This is a genomic window from Burkholderia sp. 9775_39 (genome assembly GCF_015712225.1).
GTDB classification, from domain to species: Bacteria; Pseudomonadota; Gammaproteobacteria; order Burkholderiales; family Burkholderiaceae; genus Burkholderia; species Burkholderia cenocepacia.
This window is the reverse complement of record NZ_JACCQC010000008.1, coordinates 116,612-137,067: the sequence shown is the minus strand read 5'-3', so window position 1 is coordinate 137,067 and position 20,456 is coordinate 116,612. Positions and strand designations below refer to the sequence as shown.

Annotated in this window: 17 protein-coding genes and 1 other RNA gene; 11 read left to right on the top strand and 7 right to left on the bottom strand. The window is 68.7% G+C overall.

Going from position 1 to position 20,456, the window contains the following annotated elements:
- Positions 1 to 4: 4 nt before the first annotated feature.
- From ubiG to ssrA, 3 genes are all read left to right on the top strand, one after another.
- Entirely contained in the window at positions 5 to 703 is a 699-nt protein-coding gene (ubiG, locus tag H0X90_RS13440; RefSeq protein ID WP_006486844.1) for a bifunctional 2-polyprenyl-6-hydroxyphenol methylase/3-demethylubiquinol 3-O-methyltransferase UbiG, read from the top strand.
- 13 nt (positions 704 to 716) lie between these two features.
- Positions 717 to 1,430 (top strand): phosphoglycolate phosphatase, encoded by a 714-nt coding sequence (gene gph, locus H0X90_RS13435; RefSeq protein ID WP_034200856.1) that lies wholly within the window; start codon positions 717 to 719, stop codon positions 1,428 to 1,430.
- 17 nt (positions 1,431 to 1,447) lie between these two features.
- Positions 1,448 to 1,817: a transfer-messenger RNA gene (gene ssrA / locus H0X90_RS13430) on the top strand.
- 248 nt (positions 1,818 to 2,065) lie between these two features.
- On the opposite strand, the gene H0X90_RS13425 is transcribed toward ssrA, so the two are convergent.
- The 3 genes from H0X90_RS13425 to H0X90_RS13415 all read right to left on the bottom strand — a co-directional run bounded on the left by H0X90_RS13425 (position 2,066) and on the right by H0X90_RS13415 (position 4,243).
- A complete protein-coding gene (locus H0X90_RS13425; RefSeq protein ID WP_006486887.1) occupies positions 2,066 to 2,419 on the bottom strand; it encodes a DUF4148 domain-containing protein in 354 nt (117 codons plus the stop codon).
- Between the two features lie 347 nt (positions 2,420 to 2,766).
- Positions 2,767 to 3,036 carry a hypothetical protein gene (locus tag H0X90_RS13420; RefSeq protein WP_006486884.1) on the bottom strand — a complete coding sequence of 90 codons (270 nt, stop codon included), beginning with the start codon at positions 3,034 to 3,036 and terminating at the stop codon, positions 2,767 to 2,769.
- 100 nt (positions 3,037 to 3,136) lie between these two features.
- Positions 3,137 to 4,243, bottom strand: a complete 1,107-nt coding sequence (locus tag H0X90_RS13415) for a substrate-binding domain-containing protein (protein ID WP_077190896.1) — start codon at positions 4,241 to 4,243, stop codon at positions 3,137 to 3,139.
- A gap of 131 nt (positions 4,244 to 4,374) precedes the next feature.
- On the opposite strand from H0X90_RS13415, the gene H0X90_RS13410 reads away from it, so the two are divergent.
- Genes H0X90_RS13410 through H0X90_RS13395 form a run of 4 tightly spaced genes read left to right on the top strand, consistent with a single transcriptional unit; the run spans position 4,375 to position 9,677 of the window.
- The gene (locus tag H0X90_RS13410) at positions 4,375 to 4,875 is read left to right on the top strand and encodes an NAD(P)H-dependent oxidoreductase subunit E (RefSeq protein ID WP_034200858.1); all 501 of its coding nucleotides are present in this window, start codon (positions 4,375 to 4,377) and stop codon (positions 4,873 to 4,875) included.
- Positions 4,872 to 6,449: an NADH-quinone oxidoreductase subunit NuoF gene (locus H0X90_RS13405; protein WP_077190897.1), complete on the top strand. Its 1,578-nt coding sequence runs from the start codon at positions 4,872 to 4,874 to the stop codon at positions 6,447 to 6,449. Before H0X90_RS13410 ends, H0X90_RS13405 begins: the two co-directional genes overlap by 4 nt.
- A gap of 17 nt (positions 6,450 to 6,466) precedes the next feature.
- Positions 6,467 to 9,418, top strand: coding sequence for a formate dehydrogenase subunit alpha (gene fdhF / locus H0X90_RS13400; RefSeq protein ID WP_077190899.1), 2,952 nt, complete (start codon positions 6,467 to 6,469; stop codon positions 9,416 to 9,418).
- 7 nt (positions 9,419 to 9,425) lie between these two features.
- Positions 9,426 to 9,677: a formate dehydrogenase subunit delta gene (locus tag H0X90_RS13395; RefSeq protein ID WP_077190901.1), complete on the top strand. Its 252-nt coding sequence runs from the start codon at positions 9,426 to 9,428 to the stop codon at positions 9,675 to 9,677.
- 6 nt (positions 9,678 to 9,683) lie between these two features.
- Here the strand turns inward: H0X90_RS13395 and H0X90_RS13390 are convergent, their stop codons facing one another.
- On the bottom strand, positions 9,684 to 11,330 hold the full coding sequence (locus tag H0X90_RS13390) for an FAD-dependent monooxygenase (protein WP_059721545.1): 1,647 nt from the start codon (positions 11,328 to 11,330) through the stop codon (positions 9,684 to 9,686).
- 58 nt (positions 11,331 to 11,388) lie between these two features.
- Between H0X90_RS13390 and H0X90_RS13385 the strand changes: the two genes are divergently transcribed.
- Positions 11,389 to 13,296, top strand: a complete 1,908-nt coding sequence (locus H0X90_RS13385) for a tetratricopeptide repeat protein (RefSeq protein WP_043205431.1) — start codon at positions 11,389 to 11,391, stop codon at positions 13,294 to 13,296.
- Between the two features lie 81 nt (positions 13,297 to 13,377).
- Here the strand turns inward: H0X90_RS13385 and H0X90_RS13380 are convergent, their stop codons facing one another.
- The gene (locus tag H0X90_RS13380; RefSeq protein ID WP_048985860.1) at positions 13,378 to 14,673 is read right to left on the bottom strand and encodes an MFS transporter; all 1,296 of its coding nucleotides are present in this window, start codon (positions 14,671 to 14,673) and stop codon (positions 13,378 to 13,380) included.
- Between the two features lie 354 nt (positions 14,674 to 15,027).
- Between H0X90_RS13380 and H0X90_RS13375 the strand changes: the two genes are divergently transcribed.
- Positions 15,028 to 15,981 (top strand): hypothetical protein, encoded by a 954-nt coding sequence (locus H0X90_RS13375; RefSeq protein ID WP_171984177.1) that lies wholly within the window; start codon positions 15,028 to 15,030, stop codon positions 15,979 to 15,981.
- 78 nt (positions 15,982 to 16,059) lie between these two features.
- On the opposite strand, the gene H0X90_RS13370 is transcribed toward H0X90_RS13375, so the two are convergent.
- Positions 16,060 to 16,758 carry a DUF2968 domain-containing protein gene (locus H0X90_RS13370; RefSeq protein ID WP_077190904.1) on the bottom strand — a complete coding sequence of 233 codons (699 nt, stop codon included), beginning with the start codon at positions 16,756 to 16,758 and terminating at the stop codon, positions 16,060 to 16,062.
- Positions 16,759 to 16,873: 115 nt separating this feature from the next.
- The gene (locus H0X90_RS13365) at positions 16,874 to 18,064 is read right to left on the bottom strand and encodes a gamma-glutamyl-gamma-aminobutyrate hydrolase (RefSeq protein ID WP_006496556.1); all 1,191 of its coding nucleotides are present in this window, start codon (positions 18,062 to 18,064) and stop codon (positions 16,874 to 16,876) included.
- A gap of 281 nt (positions 18,065 to 18,345) precedes the next feature.
- Here H0X90_RS13365 and H0X90_RS13360 point away from each other — a divergent pair, with 281 nt between their 5' ends.
- Positions 18,346 to 19,026 (top strand): GntR family transcriptional regulator, encoded by a 681-nt coding sequence (locus H0X90_RS13360; RefSeq protein WP_058902085.1) that lies wholly within the window; start codon positions 18,346 to 18,348, stop codon positions 19,024 to 19,026.
- A 6-nt stretch (positions 19,027 to 19,032) separates the two neighbouring features.
- Positions 19,033 to 20,409, top strand: coding sequence for an amidase (locus H0X90_RS13355; RefSeq protein ID WP_077056107.1), 1,377 nt, complete (start codon positions 19,033 to 19,035; stop codon positions 20,407 to 20,409).
- The last annotated feature ends 47 nt before the right edge of the window (positions 20,410 to 20,456 follow it).

Here is a 20,456-nt window from a genome sequence, read left to right as displayed (position 1 = left end):
CGACATGACCAACGCCGATCCGCACGAACTCCAGAAATTCAGCGACCTCGCCCACCGTTGGTGGGATCCGAATGCCGAATTCAAACCGCTGCACGACCTGAACCCGGTCCGGCTCGGCTGGATCGACGCGCATGCGCATCTGGCCGGCAAGCGCGCACTCGACATCGGCTGCGGCGGCGGCATCCTGTCCGAATCGATGGCCGGGCTCGGCGCCCAGGTGAAAGGCATCGACCTGTCGACCGAAGCGCTCGGCGTGGCCGACCTGCACAGCCTCGAAAGCGGCATTTCGGTCGATTACGAGGCGATCGCCGCCGAAGCGATCGCCGCGCGCGAACCGGGTACCTACGACGTCGTCACCTGCATGGAAATGCTCGAGCACGTGCCGTCGCCGGGCGATGTCGTGGCTGCGTGCGCGACGCTCGTGAAGCCGGGCGGCTGGGTGTTCTTCTCGACGCTGAACCGCAACCTGAAGTCCTACCTGTTCGCCGTGATCGGCGCCGAGTACATCGCGCAAATGCTGCCGAAGGGCACGCACGATTACGCGCGCTTCATCCGCCCGTCGGAGCTGGCCGGCTTCGTGCGTGCGACGGATCTGCACATCGTCGAGATCAAGGGCATCACGTATCACCCGATCGGCAAGCGCTTCGCGCTGTCGAACGACACCGACATCAACTACCTCGTCGCGTGCCGCCGCGGCGCGTGACTCCCCGACCGGCATGACGACTCCCCTTTCGACCGCGCGGATCGCCGACGAACCGCGCCTGCTGCACTGCGATGCGGTCCTGTTCGACCTGGACGGCACGCTCGCCGACACGGCGCCCGATCTCGCGGCAGCCGTCAACAAGATGCAGCGCGAACGCGGCCTGCCCGAAACGTCGCTCGACGTGTTGCGGCCGCTGGCCTCGGCCGGCGCGCGCGGGCTGCTCGGCGGCGCGTTCGGCATCGACCCGCACACGCCGGGCTACGACGCGATGCGCGACGAGTTCCTCGCCAACTATGCGACCGATCTGTGCGTGCATACCACGCTGTTCCCGGGCATCGGCGACGTGCTCGACGAACTCGATGCGCGCGGCGTGCGCTGGGGCATCGTCACGAACAAGGCGATGCGGCTCACGGCACCGCTCGTCGAGCTGCTCGGCCTCGCGTCGCGGGCCGCCTGCGTCGTCGGGGGCGACACAACGCCGCACTCGAAGCCGCATCCGGCCCCGCTGCTGCATGCAGCCGGCCAGCTGACGCTCGCGCCCGCGCGCATCGTCTACGTCGGCGACGACCTGCGCGACATTCAGGCCGGCAGCGCCGCCGGCATGGCCACGGTCGCGGCCGCATACGGCTATTGCGGCGACGGTATCGCGCCGGCCGACTGGCAGGCCCAGCACCTCGTCGACACGACGCAGGAACTGCGGGACCTGCTGCGCGATGTTGGGCTATAATGTTTGATCTTATCCGCGGGGGCGACCTGGTTTCGACAGGGGTTGTGAAGCGGCTAGGGCATGTCGAGGACCCGTCACCTCGTTAATCAATGGGAAAATCGTAACTGCAAACGACGATACGTTCGCACTGGCAGCCTAAGGGCCGCCGTCCTCTGCCTAGTTCACTGACGGGCTAGTGTCGCAAGACCGGTAGCAATACCGACAGAGGTCATTTACGTCAGTTAAGCCCTGTCGGCGTCGCGACGCCAGGGTCGAAAATCTAGCGAATCGCCGTAGTGCAGCGTGTTCGTCCGCGTCGCTGCGGTTAAATCAAAAGACTGGACTAAACATGTAGAACTAGTCGTGGAGCGCTTCTGGACGCGGGTTCGATTCCCGCCGCCTCCACCAAATTCCGCGCTCGCCGCACGAACCCCGCAAGACGCAAGTCTGCGGGGTTTTTTGTTGCCGACGAAACGCACGTCCGATCCCTTCCGAAAAAGCGCCCAGCCACGGGCGGGCCGGGCGGAATGCCGCCGGCGTTCCGGCGACAGGAGGTGACGGATGTTCTGCCGCGCCCGCGCCATCATCGCTTGCGCGGGGCAGCGGCCGGCCCGGCGGTCAGGCGTCGCGCCTGCCCGCACCGGGCGATGTACGACTTAGCTGCCGCGATACAGCGACTTCATTTCTTCCGCGCTGGCCGGGCGCACGCCCATCGCACGCGAACCCGATGCCGATGCGCCCTGTGCCTGCGCACCGTAGCCGCTGACGTCGGCGCCTTGCGCTTGCGCCAGTGCACTGCGCTGCTGCTCCGCGATACGCGCCGTTGCGGCCTGGATCGCTTCCGGATAATGCGGATCTTCGCCACGGGCGGAGTTGTAACCGGCCTGCTGGAGCTGAACCAGTTCGGCACGGACCTGCGCACGGGTAATCGTCGAACCCGACTGGGCGAACGACACGACCGGGGCAACGAGAGCGGCAGCAACGACAACAGCTTGAACGAGCGACTTCATGATGACCTACCTCCAGGTTTGTCTGATTCGGCGGTGAACACGTTGATCAGCGCCGACAAACCGAAGTTTATGTAGGTGGATGCTTAAGAATAAGGCAGGTTTCAGGAAGACATCCTTCCTGATTTACGGGTTAACCCTGAATCACCGTCGATATGGCAATGCGGGCGAACGGTCGCTTGGTCCGTCCCCGCATTGCAGGAAATGCCTGCCCCAAAGCACGAGCCCCGCAAAGCGGCAGGCTTCGCGGGGCTCGAACAAAGCGGATCGGGCGCAATCAGTTGTCAGTTGATCCGGCTGCTGTCCAGAGGACAGGCGCCCCACCCGGGCGCAAACACACAGCCTGCGCGTTACCGGCTATCCATCGGGCACTTCAGGTTGCAGCCGTTCGGATCGCCCAGGTCCCCCTTGCGGCGCAATGCCGACTTCTTGCTGCCCTGGTATTTCTGCGACGGCGCCGACGCCGCGAAAGGCATCTGCGGATGTTCGTTCAGGCGAAACTGTTCGCTCAGGATCCCGCCGGGCACACCCGGGGAATTCTGCGCGAACGCAAACGGCGAAGCGACGACCAGCAGCCCCGCGGTCAACGCTGCCGCGGCAAGGGGAACGGAAAATTTCATGGCGGATGACGCCTGAACGGCGTGCTTGTTGGAACGTTGATCAAGCGGCAAGCGTAGCGCAAATCCCCCACTGCTGCAGCGCGGTTCGATCGCGTCTTCGTTACCGGGAATTGCCGTCAGACGCGCTCGCGCCGTCGCTGCCGGCCAGCCCGGTCGCGATGCACTCCAGCGCGCCGCACGCGGCCGGATCGTAGCCGTCGAGATGCGCGACCCGTTCGACGAACCGTGCGTCGCGCAGCAGCGCCAGCACGTCGGCGAGCGGCCGCACATCGAGCCGGGCGCGCTCGCAGGCGAAGTAATAGTCCTCGTCGACGACCGGAATGAAGTCGAGCCCGAAATGACGGGCGGCCGGCTCGACACCGAAACCCAGATCGGCCATGCCGCTCGCGACGAACGCCGCGATCGCGGAATGCGTGAGTTCGGCCGACGCATAGCCGTCGATGCGCTCCGGATCGATGCCGATCGCGCGCAACGCGAGATCCAGCAGCATGCGCGTGCCCGACCCCGGCTGGCGATTGACGAAGCGGATGTCGTTGCGTGCCAGATCCGCCAGCCCGCGGACCTGCTTCGGATTGCCGCGCGGGACGAACAACCCCTGCTGGCGGCGCGTCAGATGAATCAGCACGTGGCGCGTGTCGTCGAGCCAGGGCCGGTAGATTTGCGCGCACTGCGCGCGAAACGCGCCGCGCGGCAAATGAAAGCCGGCGAGGTCGCATTCGCCGCGGACGAGCGCCTGCACGGCCTCGACGCTCTCGCGATACTTGATGTCGACGGCCGCCTGCGCATCGACGAGCGCGGAGACGAGCGCCGCGACCGCGTAACCGTGCGACGCATGAATGCGCACGGCGCCATCGCGCTGCGCGAGCCGCCGGTTGAGCTCGCTGGCCACCTCGGCCGCCAGCGTACGCAGGTTCCCGTCGAGGCGGCTGCGCGCCAGACGCTGCGCATCGACGACCACCTGCCCGAGCGCCGACAGCGTCGAACCCTTGCCGCGTGCGGTTTCGATCAATTCCCCGCCGATGCACGACTCCAGCGCGCGCAGCATGCCCCACGCGTGCCGGTACGACAGTCCCTTCGCTTGCGCGGCCTGTGCAATGCTGCCCGTATCGGCCACGAGCTCCAGCAGCGGCGCGACCTCGGACAGACTGGCCGAGCGGCCTTCCGTGTCGCGTACGGTCAGATACGCGTCGCATTCGATCCGAATCAATTATGTACTCCGATTTCCTATTGCGACCGCGAAATCTTCCGCTTATCGTTGGTCAAAATCAATCAGAACGAAGTCCCGATGCGCACTATATGAATTTCGAGCGCATATGAGACTTTGGAGGAGCATAACCGATGTCCCCGAATTCCCCTGCGCCCGACGCGCTCGTCGGGCGCCATGCGCGCGCCGGCCGGTCGCTCGTCGCGATCCTGCACGCGATCCAGGACGACGCGGGCTACGTGCCGCCGGGCTGCGTCGCGCCGCTCGCCAAAGCGCTGAACCTGTCGCGCGCGGAAGTGCACGGCGTGCTGACCTACTACCACCATTTCCGCACCGCGCCGCCCGCGCGCGTGACGATCCAGATGTGCCGTGCCGAAGCGTGCCGCAGCATGGGCTGCGAAACGCTCGCCGCTCATGCGGAAGCCCGCACGGGCTGCCGGTTCGATGCCGCGCACGGCGATGCCGCCGCGCCCCACGCGCCGGACGACGTCGCGCTCGAATCGGTCTACTGCCTCGGGCTATGTGCGCAATCGCCGTCGATGACGGTCAACGGCGTGCTCCACGCGAAGGTCACGCCGGAGAAGTTCGACGCGCTGCTGGCCGACGCGGTCGCCCACACGCAGGAGCTGGCATGACGACCCGCATCTACGTTCCGCGCGATTCGTCCGCGCTGGCGCTCGGCGCCGACGCGCTCGCCGCCGCGATCGTGGCCGAAGCCGAACGGCGCGGCGTCGCGATCGAACTGGTTCGCAACGGTTCGCGCGGGCTGCTGTGGCTCGAACCGCTCGTCGAGGTCGGGACGGCCGCGGGCCGCGTCGGCTATGCGAACCTGTCGGCCGCCGACGTGCCGGCCCTGTTCGACGCCAACTGGCTCGACGGCGGCACGCATCCGAGCAGTGTCGGCCTCGTCGACGCACTGCCCTACCTCGCTCGCCAGCAGCGACTCACGTTCGCGCGCATCGGCCTGACCGATCCGCTGTCGATCGACGACTATCTGCAACACGGCGGCCTCGCCGGCCTGAAGAACGCACTGGCGCTCGACGGCGATGCCGCCTGCGAAACGCTGATCGAATCGGGGCTGCGCGGCCGCGGCGGCGCAGCGTTCCCGGCCGGCATCAAGTGGCGTACCGTGCGGCAAGCACGCGCCGCGCAGAAATACATCGTCTGCAACGCGGACGAAGGCGATTCGGGCACGTTCTCCGACCGCCTGCTGATGGAGTGCGATCCGTACTGCCTGATCGAAGGAATGATCATCGCGGGCGTCGCCACCGGCGCGACGGTCGGCTACATCTACGTGCGCAGCGAATACCCGCACGCGATCGCCACGCTCGAAGCCGCGATCGTCCGCGCGCGTGAAGCCGGCTGGCTCGGCGAGCACGTGCTCGGCTCCGCGCATGCGTTCGAGCTGCACGTCGCGAAAGGCGCGGGCTCGTACGTGTGCGGCGAGGAAACGGCGCTGCTCGAATCGCTGGAGGGCAAGCGCGGCGTCGTGCGCGCGAAGCCGCCGCTGCCCGCGCTCGCGGGCCTGTTCGGCCAGCCGACCGTCATCAACAACGTGATCACGCTCGCGACGGCGCCGGTGATCTTCGCGCGCGGCGCCGCGTACTATCGCGATTACGGGATGGGCCGCTCGCGCGGCACGCTGCCGTTCCAGCTGGCGGGCAACATCCGTCACGGCGGCCTCGTCGAGCTTGCGTTCGGCGTCACGCTGCGCGAGCTGCTGTTCGACTTCGGCGGCGGCACGGCCAGCTGCCGGCCGGCTCGCGCCGCGCAGGTCGGCGGCCCGCTCGGCACCTACCTGCCCGACCATCAGTGGGACGTGCCGCTCGACTACGAGGCGTACACGGCGATCGGCGCGGTCGTCGGCCACGGCGGCATCGTGCTGCACGACGACACGTCGAATCTCGCCGAGCTGGCCGAGTACGCGATGAAGTTCTGCGCGATCGAATCGTGCGGCAAGTGCACGCCGTGCCGGATCGGTTCGACGCGCGGCGTTGAGACGATCGCGCGGATTCGCGACGGCGACACGTCGGAGCGGCAGGTCACGCTGTTGCGCGACCTGTGCGACACGATGCTCGCCGGTTCGCTGTGCGCGATGGGCGGCATGACGCCGTACCCGGTGCTGTCCGCGCTCGACCATTTCCCCGAAGATTTCGGGCTCGCAGCCGGCAAGGATGCCGCGTCGGGCCCGGTCAAGGCTGCGGCCTGACCCAGAAGGAGCCCTGCATGTCCCTCGACACGAACAACGTCCGCCAAGGCGGCTGCGGCTCGGGCCAATGCGCGTGCAAGAGCGCCGCGCAGGCGCGCGCATTCGACCCATTCGACGAAACCGACTACGGCACGCCGCAACGGCATGCCGACACCGACGTCACGCTCGAAATCGACGGCCAGCCGGTCACGGTGCCGGCCGGCACGTCGGTGATGCGGGCGGCGATCGAAGCCGGCGTCAACGTCCCGAAGCTCTGCGCGACCGATTCGCTCGAACCGTTCGGCTCGTGCCGGCTGTGCCTCGTCGAGATCGAAGGCCGGCGCGGCTATCCGGCGTCGTGCACGACGCCCGCCGAGGCCGGCATGAAGGTGCGCACGCAGTCGGACCGGCTGCAGTCGCTGCGCCGCAACGTGATGGAGCTGTACATCTCCGACCATCCGCTCGACTGCCTCACCTGCCCCGCCAACGGCGATTGCGAGCTGCAGGACATGGCCGGCGTGGTCGGGCTGCGCGAAGTGCGCTACGGCTTCGATGGCGCGAATCACCTGAAGGACACGAAGGACGAATCGAATCCGTACTTCACGTACGATCCGTCGAAGTGCATCGTCTGCAACCGCTGCGTGCGCGCGTGCGAGGAAACGCAGGGCACGTTCGCGCTGACGATCGCCGCGCGCGGCTTCGAATCGCGCGTCGCCGCCGGCGAAAGCGAATCGTTCATGGCGTCGGAATGTGTGTCGTGCGGCGCGTGCGTCGCTGCCTGCCCGACGGCCACGCTGCAGGAAAAATCCGTCGTGCAACTCGGCCAGGCCGAACACTCGGTCGTCACGACCTGCGCGTACTGCGGCGTCGGCTGCTCGTTCAAGGCCGAGATGAAGGGTACGCAGGTCGTGCGCATGACGCCGCACAAGAACGGTCTCGCGAACGAAGGCCACGCCTGCGTGAAGGGACGTTTCGCGTGGGGCTATGCGACGCACAAGGACCGCATCACGAAGCCGATGATCCGCGAGAAGATCACCGACCCGTGGCGCGAAGTGAGCTGGGAAGAAGCCCTCATCTACGCGGCGACGCAATTCCGCAAGCTGCAGCAGAAATACGGCCGCGATTCGATCGGCGGCATCACGTCGTCGCGCTGCACGAACGAGGAAACCTATCTCGTGCAGAAGCTCGTGCGCGCCGCGTTCGGCAACAACAACGTCGATACCTGCGCACGCGTGTGCCACTCGCCGACTGGCTATGGCCTCAAGACGACGCTCGGTGAATCGGCCGGCACGCAGACGTTCGCATCGGTCGGCCAGGCCGACGTGATCGTCGTGATGGGCGCGAACCCGACCGACGGCCATCCGGTATTCGGCTCGCGACTGAAACGGCGCGTACGCGAAGGCGCGAAGCTGATCGTGATCGACCCGCGCCGCATCGACGTCGTCGACGGTCCGCACGTGAAGGCCACGCACCACCTGCAGTTGCGCCCGGGCACCAACGTCGCGATCGTCAATGCGCTGGCGCATGTGATCGTCACCGAAGGGCTGGTGGCCGACGCATTCGTCGCCGAGCGGTGCGAAACGCGCGCGTTCGAGCAATGGCGCGACTTCGTCGCGCAGGCCGACAATTCGCCCGAGGCGACCGCCGACGTGACGGGCGTGCCGGCCGAGTTAGTGCGCGAGGCCGCGCGCCTCTATGCGACGGGCGGCAACGCCGCGATCTACTACGGCCTGGGCGTCACCGAACACGCGCAGGGCTCGACGACGGTGATGGGCATCGCCAACCTCGCGATGGCGACCGGCAACGTCGGCCGCGAAGGCGTCGGCGTCAATCCGCTGCGCGGCCAGAACAACGTGCAGGGTTCGTGCGACATGGGCTCGTTCCCGCACGAATTGCCCGGCTACCGTCACATCGGTGACACGGTCGTGCGCACGCAGTTCGAGCAGGCGTGGTCGGCCACGCTGCAGCCGGAGCCGGGGCTGCGCATCCCGAACATGTTCGACGCGGCGCTCGACGGCAGCTTCAAGGGGCTCTACTGCCAGGGCGAGGACATCGTCCAGTCGGACCCGAACACGCAGCACGTCGCGGCCGCACTGTCCGCGATGGAATGCATCGTCGTGCAGGACATCTTCCTGAACGAAACCGCGAAATACGCGCACGTGCTGCTGCCGGGCTCGACGTTCCTCGAAAAGGATGGCACGTTCACGAATGCGGAACGCCGGATCTCGCGCGTGCGCAAGGTGATGCCGCCGCTCGCGGGCTACGCGGACTGGGAAGTCACGCTGCTGCTGTCGCAGGCGCTCGGCTACGACATGCACTACACGCATCCGTCGGAAATCATGGACGAGATCGCGCGGCTCACGCCGACCTTCTCGGGCGTGTCGTACGAGAAGCTCGACGCGCTCGGCAGCATTCAATGGCCGTGCAACGAACAGGCGCCGGACGGCACGCCGACCATGCACATCGACACGTTCGTGCGCGGCAAGGGCCGGTTCGTGATCACCAAGTTCATTCCGACGCCGGAGAAGGTCACGCAGCGCTATCCGCTGATCCTGACGACGGGCCGCATCCTGTCGCAATACAACGTCGGCGCGCAGACGCGCCGGACCGAGAACGTTCAGTGGCATGAAGAGGATCGCCTCGAGATCCATCCGCACGACGCGGAAGATCGCGGGATCCGGACCGGCGACTGGGTCGGCATCGAGTCGCGTGCCGGTCAGACCGTGTTGCGCGCGCGGGTGTCCGACCGCATGCAGCCGGGCGTCGTGTACACGACGTTCCACTTCCCTGAATCGGGGGCGAACGTGATCACGACGGACAGTTCCGACTGGGCGACGAACTGCCCCGAATACAAGGTGACGGCCGTGCAGGTGATGCCGGTTGCGCAACCGTCCGACTGGCAGCGCTCGTATGCGCGCTTCAACACGGAGCAGCTCGATCTGCTCGAGCGCCGCGCCGCCGCGCCGGCCGCCGTGACGACAGGCAAGTGAGGCAACCATGGACAACGACCACCTGATCGACATGGCCAACCAGATCGGCGCATTCTTCGAATCGATGCCCGATCGCGACGAAGCGCTGACCGGGATCGCCGAGCATATCCGGCGCTTCTGGGAGCCGCGGATGCGTCGCGCATTCCTCGCCGCGCTCGACGATCCGTCGAGCGAAGCCGGGCAACGCGCGGCGCCGATCGTGCGCGACGCGATCGCCACGCATCGCGCGGCGCTCGTCCCCGCGGCGGCGCCGGCCTGAGCGCGGCTACGCGGACACCGACATGCCCGCGAACCAGCTTTCGCAGTGGCGCAGCAACGCGTTCGCGTCGGTTGCCGTACGCCCGCGCGCGGCGACATAGCCGTCGGGCCGCAGCAGATAGAACGACGGCCGCGAGCGGCCGTATTCCTGCGCGAGCCCCGCCGCCCCGTCGCCTTCGGCATCGGCGACACGCCACACGCGCACCGCTTCCGGCATGATCCGTTCGAGCCCCTGCACGAGCACCTGCGCGTCGGCCGAGATCGGCGGTACCTCGCCGGCGTCGGTATTCACCGGCTCTTCCAGCAGCAACAGCGTGAAGCTCGCCGGATCGTGAAGATCGTATAACCGCGCCGTGCCAGGCGCGCGACCGAGCGGCCCGTCGAGCACGTGCACGAGTGCATCGGGCGCGCGTTCGCCGGCGCGCGGGCCGCCGTCGAGCACGCGCTCGAGCGTGAGCGGACTCTTCCGGTACTGCACGCCGAGCTCGCTGACCGTGCGCCTGACCGCGTCGCGCATCGGCCCGAACGACGCCAGCAGCGGCACGACATGATCGCGCAGCAGCTTCATCGCGCCGCGCTCGGCTCCGACGACCTGCGTGACGAAACCGGTCTGCCGCAACACGTCGCGCTCGATCGGGTGGCGCTCCGCGTGATACGTGTCGAGCAATCGCTCGGGCGCGCCTGCACGGAGGACGCGGGCGAGCTTCCAGCCCAGGTTGAACGCCTCCTGGATGCCGGTGTTCATGCCCTGCGCGCCGGCCGGGCTGTGGACGTGCGCGGCGTCGCCCGCGAAGAACACGCGGCCGTGACGCAGCCGGTCGACCATCCGGCTGTGCAGGTGGAAATAGGACGACCATGCAAGATCGCTCGGCGCGATCGATGCGCCGACGCGCGCGCGGATGATCGCGTCGCATTCGTCGAGCGACGGCGCCGGCGCGTCAGGCGACGCATCGCTGCCGGGCGGCCGGTCCGCGACGAGCCGGTAACGACCGCCCCCCATCGGAAACAGGCCCGCGATGCCCGCGGATGTCGTAAACAGGCGGATCTCTTCGTCCGGCCAGTCGGGTATCGCCGCGAAATCGGCAAGCAGGAACGTCTGTTCGAACGCATGCCCGGCAAAGCCCAGGCCGAGCAGATGCCTGACCGTGCTGTGCGCGCCGTCGGCCGCAATCAGGTACGACGGCGTGAACGACTCGTCGCGGCCGTCGGCGCGGCGAAGCGTCACGTCGAGCGACGTGCCGCCCGCGTCGCAGGCGGTCAGCGACGTACCGCGCTCGACGCTCACGCCCATCCCGGCCAGATGCTCGGCGAGCAGCCGCTCGGTGATGCTCTGGTCGAGGAACATCAGATACGGATAGCGCGTTTGCAGCGGATCGAAATCGAGCCGCGCGATCACGCGGCCGTCGGCATGCAGCTCGGCCGCATGCGCGCGATGACCGAGCGCGAGAAACGGCTCGACCGCGCGATGCTGCTCCAGCAGTTCGAGCGTGCGCGCCTGGATGCCGATCGCACGCGAAAACGGCGCGGGCGCGACGAGACGATCGATGATGCGCACCGGCACGTGGGCCCGCGCGAGGCTCATCGCCGCGGCAAGGCCGGTCGGTCCCGCGCCGACGATCAGCACGGGCGGGATATCGGACAGTGTGTCAGCCATGAGGACCTCGATGACACGCGATCATGCAAGTCTACGCCGCTCCGCGTGACGGGGCCATATGCCGACCGGCCGATCCGCGGCCCCGCCGCGCGGTGTGGGAAAATACGCGCTTTCCGCCAGTTTTCGCGTCATGGATTCCGCATTCGACCAGGCGTACGCCGCACACCGTGCGGGCCGCCTCGCCGAGGCCGAGCACGGCTATCGCAACGCGCTCGCCTCCAACCCCGCCGACGCCGACGCGCTGCACCTGTTCGGCGTGCTGCGGCACCAGCAGGGCCAGCACGCCGAGGCGGCCGATCTCGTCGGCCGCGCCGTCGCGCTGCGTCCGGACGATGCGGCGCTGCAGCTCAATCTCGGCAACGCGCTGAAAGCCCTCGGCCGGCTCGACGAAGCGATCGACCGCTTTCGCAACGCGCTGACGCTCGCGCCCGAATTTCCGCTCGCGCACTACAACCTCGGCAACGCGTATGCGGCGCTGCAGCGCCACGACGATGCGATCGACGCCTTCCGCCGCGCGCTGCGGCTCACGCCCGACGACGCGTCGATCCACAACAATCTCGGCAACGCGCTGAACGCGCTCGGCCGCCACGACGACGCGCTCGCCGCGTTCGGTCGCGCGCTCGAGCTCCGGCCCGGGCACGCGGGCGCGCACAACAACCTCGCGATGGCGCTGAACGCGATGGGGCGCGCCGACGATGCGATCGCACACTTCCAGGCCGCAATCGCCGCGCAGCCGCGGTTCGTCGCCGCGCATTTCAATCTCGGCAATACGTTCGATGCGGTCGGCCGGCATGCCGAGGCGGCCGCGGCATTCGAAGCCGCGCTCGCGCTGCATCCGCCGTTTCCGCTCGCGCTGTTCGGGCTCGCGAATGCGCTCTGCGCGCAGGCGCGCCACCGCGACGCGCTGCCCTACTACGAACGCGCCGTCGGGCTCGATCCGTCGTTCGGGCTCGCGTGGCTGAATCTCGGCAACGCGCATCACGCGCTCTGCGCGCACGAGATGGCGCTGCGCGCATACGACCAGGCGCTGCGCGTCGCGCCCGATCTCACGCTCGCGCGGCTGCACCGCGCGGTCACGCTGCTGACACTGCGCGACTTCACGCGCGGCCTGCCCGCCTACGAAGCGCGCCACGAGACGCCCGGCGCGACGCCGCTCGGCACGCTGCCGCGCTGGCAGGGCGAGCCGATTGCGTCGCGCACACTGCTGATCCGCGCGGAACAGGGGTTCGGCGACACACTGCAGTTCGTCCGCTTCGTGCCGCTGGTCCGCGCACGCTGCGCGCGCGTCGTCCTCGAAGTCCAGCCGGAGCTCGTCGCGCTGCTGGCGCCGGCCGCGTCGCGCTGGCGCGTGACGCTCGTCGCGCAGGGCGCCGCGAAGCCGCCTGCCGCGGACGTCGCCTGCACGCTGATGAGCCTGCCGTTCCTGCTCGGGCTTCAGCCGGACGACATCGCCGGCTCGCGCTACCTCGACGCCCCCGACGGCGCCCGCCGGCGCTTTCGCGGCTCGCTCGGCGGGCAGTCGAAGCGCAAGTTCGGCCTGGCCTGGTCGGGACGCCGCCAGGCGCAGGAAAACCGCTCGATGCCGTTCGACGCGCTCGCGCCGCTGCTCGCGCTGCCGGACATCGACTGGATCGTGCTGCAGCCCGCGCTCGACGACGACGAACGGGCGCGCGTCGACGCGCATCCGCGCGTGCATCGTCTCGACGGCCGGCTGAACGACTTTGCCGATACGGCCGCGCTGATCGAGCGCCTCGACGGCGTCGTCACGATCGACACGGCGGTCGCGCACCTCGCGGGCGCGCTCGGCAAGCCACTGTGGGTCATGTTGCCGTTCGCCGCCGACTGGCGCTGGTTCACCGGCGACGACTGCCCGTGGTATCCGCGGGCCAGGATCGCGCGCCAGCCTGCACCGGGCGCGTGGCGCGACGTGGCGGCTGCGGTGGCCGACCTGCTGCGCGAAGCATGACCGCAATCGAAACAGGGAGCGCATCGCGCTCCCTGTTTCGATGTGATGCGCGGCCGACGCCGCGCGCTAGCCCTGCCGCCGTCAGGCCGACTTGTACTGGTTGCGCGCGTCGGCCGTGCGGTACAGCACGAGCGTCGCGATCAAGCCGCAGATCGCGGCCACGCTCAACCACAGCCCCGGCGCCGCCTTGTTGCCCGTCTGGTGGATCAGCAGCGTCGAGATCGCCGGCGTGAAGCCGCCGATCGTCGTGGCCAGGCTGTACGCGAGCGAAAAGCCGGCCGTACGCACGTCGGCCGGCATCACTTCGGTCAACGCGACGACCATCGCCCCGTTGTACGACGCGTACAGGAACGACAGCCACAGCTCGACCGCGAGCAGCCGCAGGAACGACGGATCGCCGACGAGCCACAGCACGGCCGGGTAAGCCGACAGCAGCGTCAGCACGGTGAACGCGATCAGCACCGGGCGGCGGCCGATGCGGTCGGACAACGCACCGGACAGCGGCAGCCACACGAGGTTCGAGATCCCGACGCAGACGGTCACGATCAGCGCATCGAGCGACGACAGGTGCAGCACTTCCTTGCCGAAGGTCGGCGTATAGGCGGTAATCATGTAGAACGACACCGTCGTCATGATCACCATCCCCATGCCGGCCACCACGACGCCCCAGTTGTCGAGCATCGAGCGCATGATCTCGCCCATCGTCGGACGGTGACGCTTCGCCAGGAATTCGTCGGTCTCCTTCAGCGACCGGCGGATCAGGAACAGGAACGGCACGATCAGGCAGCCGATCAGGAACGGAATGCGCCAGCCCCACGCGGTCATTTCCTCGACCGGCAGCGCGCGGTTCAGCACGACACCGACGAACGCGGCGAACACGACGGCCACCTGCTGGCTGCCCGACTGCCACGACGTATAGAACCCCTTGTGCCCCTTCGTCGCGATTTCCGACAGGTAGACCGACACGCCGCCGAGCTCGACGCCCGCCGAAAAGCCCTGCAACAGCCGGCCGAGCAGCACGAGCACCGGCGCGAGCACGCCGATCGTCGCATAGCCCGGTATCGCGGCCACCGTGAGCGTGCCGATCGCCATCAGCCCGAGCGTCAGGATCAGCCCCTTGCGGCGGCCGTGATGGTCGATGTACGCGCCGAGCACGATCGCGCCGACCGGCCGCATCAGGAAACCCGCGCCGAATACCGACAGCGACAGCATCAGCGATGCGAAGGCGTTGCCGCTCGGAAAGTACGTTTTCGCGATAGCCGACGCGTAATACCCGTAGACCATGAAGTCGTACATTTCCAGGAAATTGCCGCTGACCACCCGGAAGACGGTGCGGACTTTCGATTCCTGCGCAATGGCAGGGGACGCTGTGGACATGTTTTCTCGCTCAGCTCGGATGGCGCGAATACCGCGCCGCATGAATCCGGCGATGCGCGACGCGCCGGGTTGACCCGCGCGCACGGGCATCGCTGCCCGCCGACGGCACGGCGCGTAACGACGCGCCGCCGGCATGATTCGCGAATCATGCCACGCCAGGCCGACATTTGCCTTGTGGCGCGCCCGTCCCGGCTGTCGCGGCACCCACCTCGTACCAGTCGCCCTCAAACGGGCACAAGAATCAGATTGATCTGATCGACCTGCCTTCGCCGGCTGACCACAATGTCACGATTTGCAACGACATTTCCGCGGCGCGCCGGCACGGTTGCCCGTATCGCACGGTGTACCCCTTTCATGACCCCATCGCCCCTCGTTCCGATCGAAGGCGCGCTCGCCCGCCCGCGCGTCAATCCGCTCGATCACGTCCCGCCGTTCGGCCGCGAATGGCGGTTTCTCGGCGCACCCGGCGCACGGCCCGGCAAGCACGGCCTCGCGACCCTGACGACGTCCTGCGTCGATGTCGGCTCGCCGCACCGCGCATGCCGGTGGCAACCGCTACCGGCGGCCGCGCTGCCGGCTTCGGGCGGGCGGGCTGTCGCGCCGGCTGCGGCCCCTGCCCGGTGGTTGCGCCATCCCGCGCGCCGCCCTCGCGACCGGCGCGCGATGTACGCGGTCTGCTGGAGCATCGGCGCGCTCGGCATCATCGGCTGGCTGATCGGCACGTACGACCCGCCTGCGGGTTTCGGGCCCGTGCATGCGATTCAAGCGACCGGCCGTACGTCCGATCACGTCACGACATCGACCGGCTCGATACGTGTCGCCTCGGCACAGCCGGATACATCGACGCGCGTCATGCCGCAGCACAAGATGGCGACGCCCGTCGCGCACACGGTCGAATCGCCGCCAGCCAGGCACCGCGTCGCGCTTCGACCGGCAACGCTTCACCCGCAAGCAACGGCCGACGTGCGGCACGTCACGCCTGCTTCACCACGTCGAGCAACCGGCCTGCGCACGACGAAGTCACCGACCCGCACACCGGTCGTGCCGCGGCTCGCTGCGCATCCGCCGATCCCGCGCGACGCGGCCGGCACCGGCACACGCGATCGACTCGCTCCACCGCCGCGCATCGCCAACACGCGCGATGCACGCGGCTCGCTCGACGATCCGGCCACGTTGATCGCAATGGCGAACGCGCTGCGCGCCACGCAGCCGGCCCGCCCGGCACACCCGAGCGCGGCCGGTTTCGACTGGACGTCGCAACTGTCGCACCGCCGCGTGACCGACACGCCGGACGCGTTCACGCACTGACGCCCGCGCAATAAAAAACCCGGCGAAGATCGCTTCGCCGGGTTTTCGCTCGTCTCGCTCCGTCCGTTCGACGAACCGTTACTTGTGCGCGGGCAGCCCTGTCTCGGTCTGTCTCTCGAGTTGCCGCACCTGCTCCTGCAGATCGCGCAACTGCAACTGCGCAGCCCGCTTCTCGACCTGCAGCGCCTGCGCCTGCTCCTGCGCCGACTTCTGCCGCTGCGCGACTTCGGCCTGCTGGCTGCGCGCGACGCTCAGATCGGCCTGCAACTGTTGCGCACGATTCGCCTGCAGCGCGATCACGCGCTCGAGAAATGCCTTCTGCGCCTGCAGCTCGGTCTGGCGGATCTCGATATCGGCGAGCTGCGCGGTCTGCTGCACGAAGTTCGCGTACACCGTCTCCGCGCGATTCTTTTCCTGCGAACGGATCACGCGCCACAGGTTCTTGTCCTGGAACAGCGCGACGTAATACGTCATCTCGCGCGGATCGAACATCAGGCTCGCGCCGTAGCTGCCGTTGTACGTGGTGCGCATCTCGACGATCCGGCCGTCGTGCAGCATCTGCGTCAGCTCGGCGACGTTGCCTTGTGCGGCGGCGTCCGTCGCGACCGCGCCCGATGCCGCCGATGACGCGCCGCCGCTCAGGCTCGTGACCGCCGGACGCGTGCCGGCAACAGGTGCGCTCGCGTCGGCGGACCAGGCCGCGCCCGCTTGCGCGCAGGCAACCAGCGCAACGATCCACGTTGCGCATCGTGCAGGGGAAAAGTTTCGGAAAACCAACGTCAGACTCCGGCGAACGAATCGGAACTCGCGATTATCGTTCAAAACGAAACGGCCCCATCTCGAATTTATCGGGATGCGGCCGGCCTTCGTGCAACACGGAAAATGCGGCGTGCTACAGACGCGTTTCACGCGCCGCGCGCAGGAACGCATCGAGCAGCGGCGTGCAGTCGAGCAGTTCCGAGCCGCCCGCGCGATGGAACTCCGGATGCCACTGCACGCCGACGACGAACGGCGAGCGCCGATGGCGAATGCCTTCGATGATTCCATCGCCGGCCGATACGGCCTCGATGTTCAGATCGCGGCCGAGATCGCGAATCGCCTGGTGGTGAATCGAGTTGACGATCGCTTCGCTGCGCCCCGGGAACATACTCGCGAGCGTCGACGAGTCGGGGAAGCGGATCGCGTGACGATGCTGGTCGTAATGCTCGCTCACGTGCGCATTCGCGGTCGGCACGTCGGTGGCGATGTCCTGGTACAACGAGCCGCCGAACGCGACGTTGATCAGCTGGCAGCCGCGACACACGCCGAGCACGGGTTTGCCGGACTCGACGAATTCGTGCAGCAGCTCGAGCTCGTACATGTCGCGCACGCGATCGCCGGGCCATTCGGGACGCGCATCCGACGCCGCGTAGGTCTGCGGCGACACGTCGGCGCCGCCTTGCAGCAGCAGGCCGTCGAGATGCTTCGCGTAATCGCGCAGGCGGATGTTGCTCGGATGGATCATGCCTTGATGGCCGACGGTCGGAATCATGAACACGAGCACGTCGCGCGACATCACCCAGTGAGCGATCGATTCCTCGAGATACTGCAGCGTCTTGCCGCGCAGCCCCTTCGCGCCCGGCTCCGGATGGAAGATCCGCGCCGACACGCCGATGCGCAGCGTGCGCTGCGTGATGCGCTGGCCGGCGCGGTCGAACAGCCGCCGCGCGCGCGCCGCGACGATCCGGCCGAACACCGACCACGGCGTGTCGCTCTGCTTCAGGTAGGCCGGCGGCGCATTCTGCGCGTTCGCGGGCGGCGGCCGCGGCGTGTCGAAATCGGGCTGCGCGCCGAATCCGGGCGGCGGCGCGCCGGGCTTCGGCGGCGCGGCTGCGGCAGCGCCATCGCCTACGGCGCCTGCCGCACCGGGCGCGCCCGGCTCGGACGCGGCCGTGACGGGCGACGCGCCGTCGTCGGCGACGTTGTGCGCGGCGGCCTGCGTGGCCGGCGCATCGGGCGTTTTCGCCGGATCGGGGCGGGGGGAATCGGAAGAAGCGGAAGAGGTGCCGGGCAGACCGGCCGGGGAAGGCGTGGTTTCGCTCATGACGATGGTCTGGTACGTCGCTCGCGCGTATGGATTGACGAAGATTCATTATGCTTCAGTGCACGATCGCGCGGCAAACCTGCAACATCCTGTCGATATTGTTGCAAGTCGGTGGCAAGTCGTGCCGCGGGGCGGCTCCGCTCACGCGCCGGCACCGGCTTTCCCGATATCTTCCCCAGTGGACATCCGTGATATATCACAATAATATCCAGAGATCGTCCACGCTTTCCGAGCCTCCGCGTCATGATCGCGCCCCCTCCGGCCCCGCTGCCGCCGCCCGCATGAGTACGCTGACCGACGTCGCACGCGACCGCCCCGCCGCATCGCCGGCCAGCCTTGCCGAGCGCGCGTACGCGCTGATCCAGCGGGACATCATCACGATGCGCCTGAAGCCGGGCGCCGCGCTCAACGAAGCCGACCTCGTCGCACGCACCGGGATCGGCCGCACGCCGGTGCACCAGGCCGTGCATCGGCTCGTGCTCGAAGGGCTGCTGTCCGTGATGCCGCGCAAGGGCCTGATGGTGCAGCCGCTGTCGCTCGACGACATCGTCGCGGTGATCGACGTGCGGCGCATCAACGAAGCGCACTGCGCCGAACTCGCCGCGCGCCATGCGACACCCGACGATCTCGCGCACCTGGCCGCGCTGCTCGACGACGGGCAGGCCTGCGTCGACACGCACGACGTCGAAGGCATGATGGAGCTCGACCGCGCGTTTCACCAGACGATCGCCGCGGCCGCGCGCAATGCGGTGCTCGCCGACATCCTGCGCGCGCTGCACGAGCGCTCGCTGCGCTTCTGGTTCGTCACGCTGTCCGAACCGCACCATCTCGCCGACGTCCAGCACGAGCACCGCGCGCTGTTCGACCGGCTGTCCGCCCGCGACGCCGCCGGTGCGCGCGCAGCCGTCGAAAGCCACATCGATTCGTTCCGCTCCACGCTTGTCCAACATCTTCGCCCCTGAGCCGCCATGACCACTTTCACGCCGTTCCCCCCGCTCGCCCAGCTCGCCGCCGACCTCGCCGCCGGCCGGACCACGAGCCGCGCGCTCGTCGACACCGCGCTCGACCGGATCGCCGATCCGGCGGGCCAGGGCGCGGTCGTCTTCACCGAAGTCGATGCCGACAACGCCCGCGCGGCCGCCGACGCGCACGACCGGCTGCGCGCCGCGGGCACCGTGCTGTCGCCGCTCGCGGGCATTCCGGTATCGGTCAAGGACCTGTTCGACGTCGCGGGCCAGGTGACGCGCGCGGGCTCGCGCGTGCTCGACGGCGCACCGGCCGCGCGCACCGATGCGGTCGCCGTCGCGCGGCTCAAGCGCGCGGGCGCGGTGCTGGTCGGCCGCACCAACATGAGCGAATTCGCGTTCTCGGGGCTCGGGCTGAATCCGCACTTCGGCAATCCGCGCTCGCCGTACCACCGCGACGTGCCGGGCGACGCGCGGATTTCGGGCGGCTCGTCGTCGGGGGCGGCCGCGTCGGTCGCCGACGGGATGGCCGCCGTCGCGCTCGGCACCGACACCGGCGGCTCGATCCGCATCCCGGCCGCGCTGTGCGGGCTCACGGGCTTCAAGCCGACCGCGAGCCGGATTCCGACGCAAGGCGGCGTGCCGCTGTCGACGACGCTCGACTCGTTCGGCCCGATCGGCCTCACGGTCGCGTGCTGCGCGCTCGTCGACCGGATGCTGGCGGGGCTCGAGCCGCACGTGCCGGCCGCCCGGCCGCTCGAAGGCGTACGGCTCGGCGTGCTGACGAACTACGTGACGGACGGCGTCGATGCCGACGTCGCGGCCGCGCTCGACACCGCGCTCAAGCATCTGGAAGCCGCCGGCGCGATCGTCACCGAAGTGCGCTTCCCCGCGCTCGACCGGCTGCCGGAGATCAACCGTTTCGGCTTCTCGCCGATCGAGGCGTACGCGTGGCATCGTCCGCTGCTCGCCACGCATCGCGACCAGTACGACCCGCGCGTGCTGACGCGGATCCTGAAGGGCGAACCCGCGAGCGCCGCCGACTATCTCGACCTGCTCGCCGCGCGCGCCGCGATGCTCGACGAAGCCGCGCACACGGTCTGGGCGCGCTTCGACGCGCTCGTCGCGCCGACGGTGCCGGTCGTGCCGCCGCGCATCGCCGAACTCGAAACGGACGACGACGCGTTCACGCGCACCAACGCGCTGATCCTGCGCAACCCGAGCGCGTTCAACTTCCTCGATGCGTGCGGGCTGTCGCTGCCGTGCCATCCGCGCGACGCAGCGCCGGTCGGCCTGATGCTCGCGGCGGCGCCGCATCGCGACGACGCGCTGCTCGCGATCGGCCAGTCGGTCGAGGCCGTGCTGAACACGATCCGCTGACCGCGCCCGCCGATCGTCGGCGGACCGAGCGCGGTGCGGCAGGGTGC

Excerpts from the sequence above, each read along its gene's own strand:
- H0X90_RS13420 (WP_006486884.1), bottom strand. The coding sequence starts at position 3,036 with ATGAAATTTTCCGTTCCCCTTGCCGCGGCAGCGTTGACCGCGGGGCTG.
- H0X90_RS13365 (WP_006496556.1), bottom strand. The coding sequence starts at position 18,064 with ATGAGCGAAACCACGCCTTCCCCGGCCGGTCTGCCCGGCACCTCTTCC.
- H0X90_RS13385 (WP_043205431.1), top strand. The coding sequence starts at position 11,389 with ATGCCGACCGGCCGATCCGCGGCCCCGCCGCGCGGTGTGGGAAAATAC.
- H0X90_RS13360 (WP_058902085.1), top strand. The coding sequence starts at position 18,346 with ATGAGTACGCTGACCGACGTCGCACGCGACCGCCCCGCCGCATCGCCG.
- H0X90_RS13380 (WP_048985860.1), bottom strand. The coding sequence starts at position 14,673 with ATGTCCACAGCGTCCCCTGCCATTGCGCAGGAATCGAAAGTCCGCACC.
- H0X90_RS13375 (WP_171984177.1), top strand. The coding sequence starts at position 15,028 with ATGACCCCATCGCCCCTCGTTCCGATCGAAGGCGCGCTCGCCCGCCCG.
- H0X90_RS13425 (WP_006486887.1), bottom strand. The coding sequence starts at position 2,419 with ATGAAGTCGCTCGTTCAAGCTGTTGTCGTTGCTGCCGCTCTCGTTGCC.
- H0X90_RS13390 (WP_059721545.1), bottom strand. The coding sequence starts at position 11,330 with ATGGCTGACACACTGTCCGATATCCCGCCCGTGCTGATCGTCGGCGCG.
- fdhF (WP_077190899.1), top strand. The coding sequence starts at position 6,467 with ATGTCCCTCGACACGAACAACGTCCGCCAAGGCGGCTGCGGCTCGGGC.
- H0X90_RS13355 (WP_077056107.1), top strand. The coding sequence starts at position 19,033 with ATGACCACTTTCACGCCGTTCCCCCCGCTCGCCCAGCTCGCCGCCGAC.
- H0X90_RS13410 (WP_034200858.1), top strand. The coding sequence starts at position 4,375 with ATGTCCCCGAATTCCCCTGCGCCCGACGCGCTCGTCGGGCGCCATGCG.
- gph (WP_034200856.1), top strand. The coding sequence starts at position 717 with ATGACGACTCCCCTTTCGACCGCGCGGATCGCCGACGAACCGCGCCTG.
- H0X90_RS13405 (WP_077190897.1), top strand. The coding sequence starts at position 4,872 with ATGACGACCCGCATCTACGTTCCGCGCGATTCGTCCGCGCTGGCGCTC.
- H0X90_RS13395 (WP_077190901.1), top strand. The coding sequence starts at position 9,426 with ATGGACAACGACCACCTGATCGACATGGCCAACCAGATCGGCGCATTC.
- ubiG (WP_006486844.1), top strand. The coding sequence starts at position 5 with ATGACCAACGCCGATCCGCACGAACTCCAGAAATTCAGCGACCTCGCC.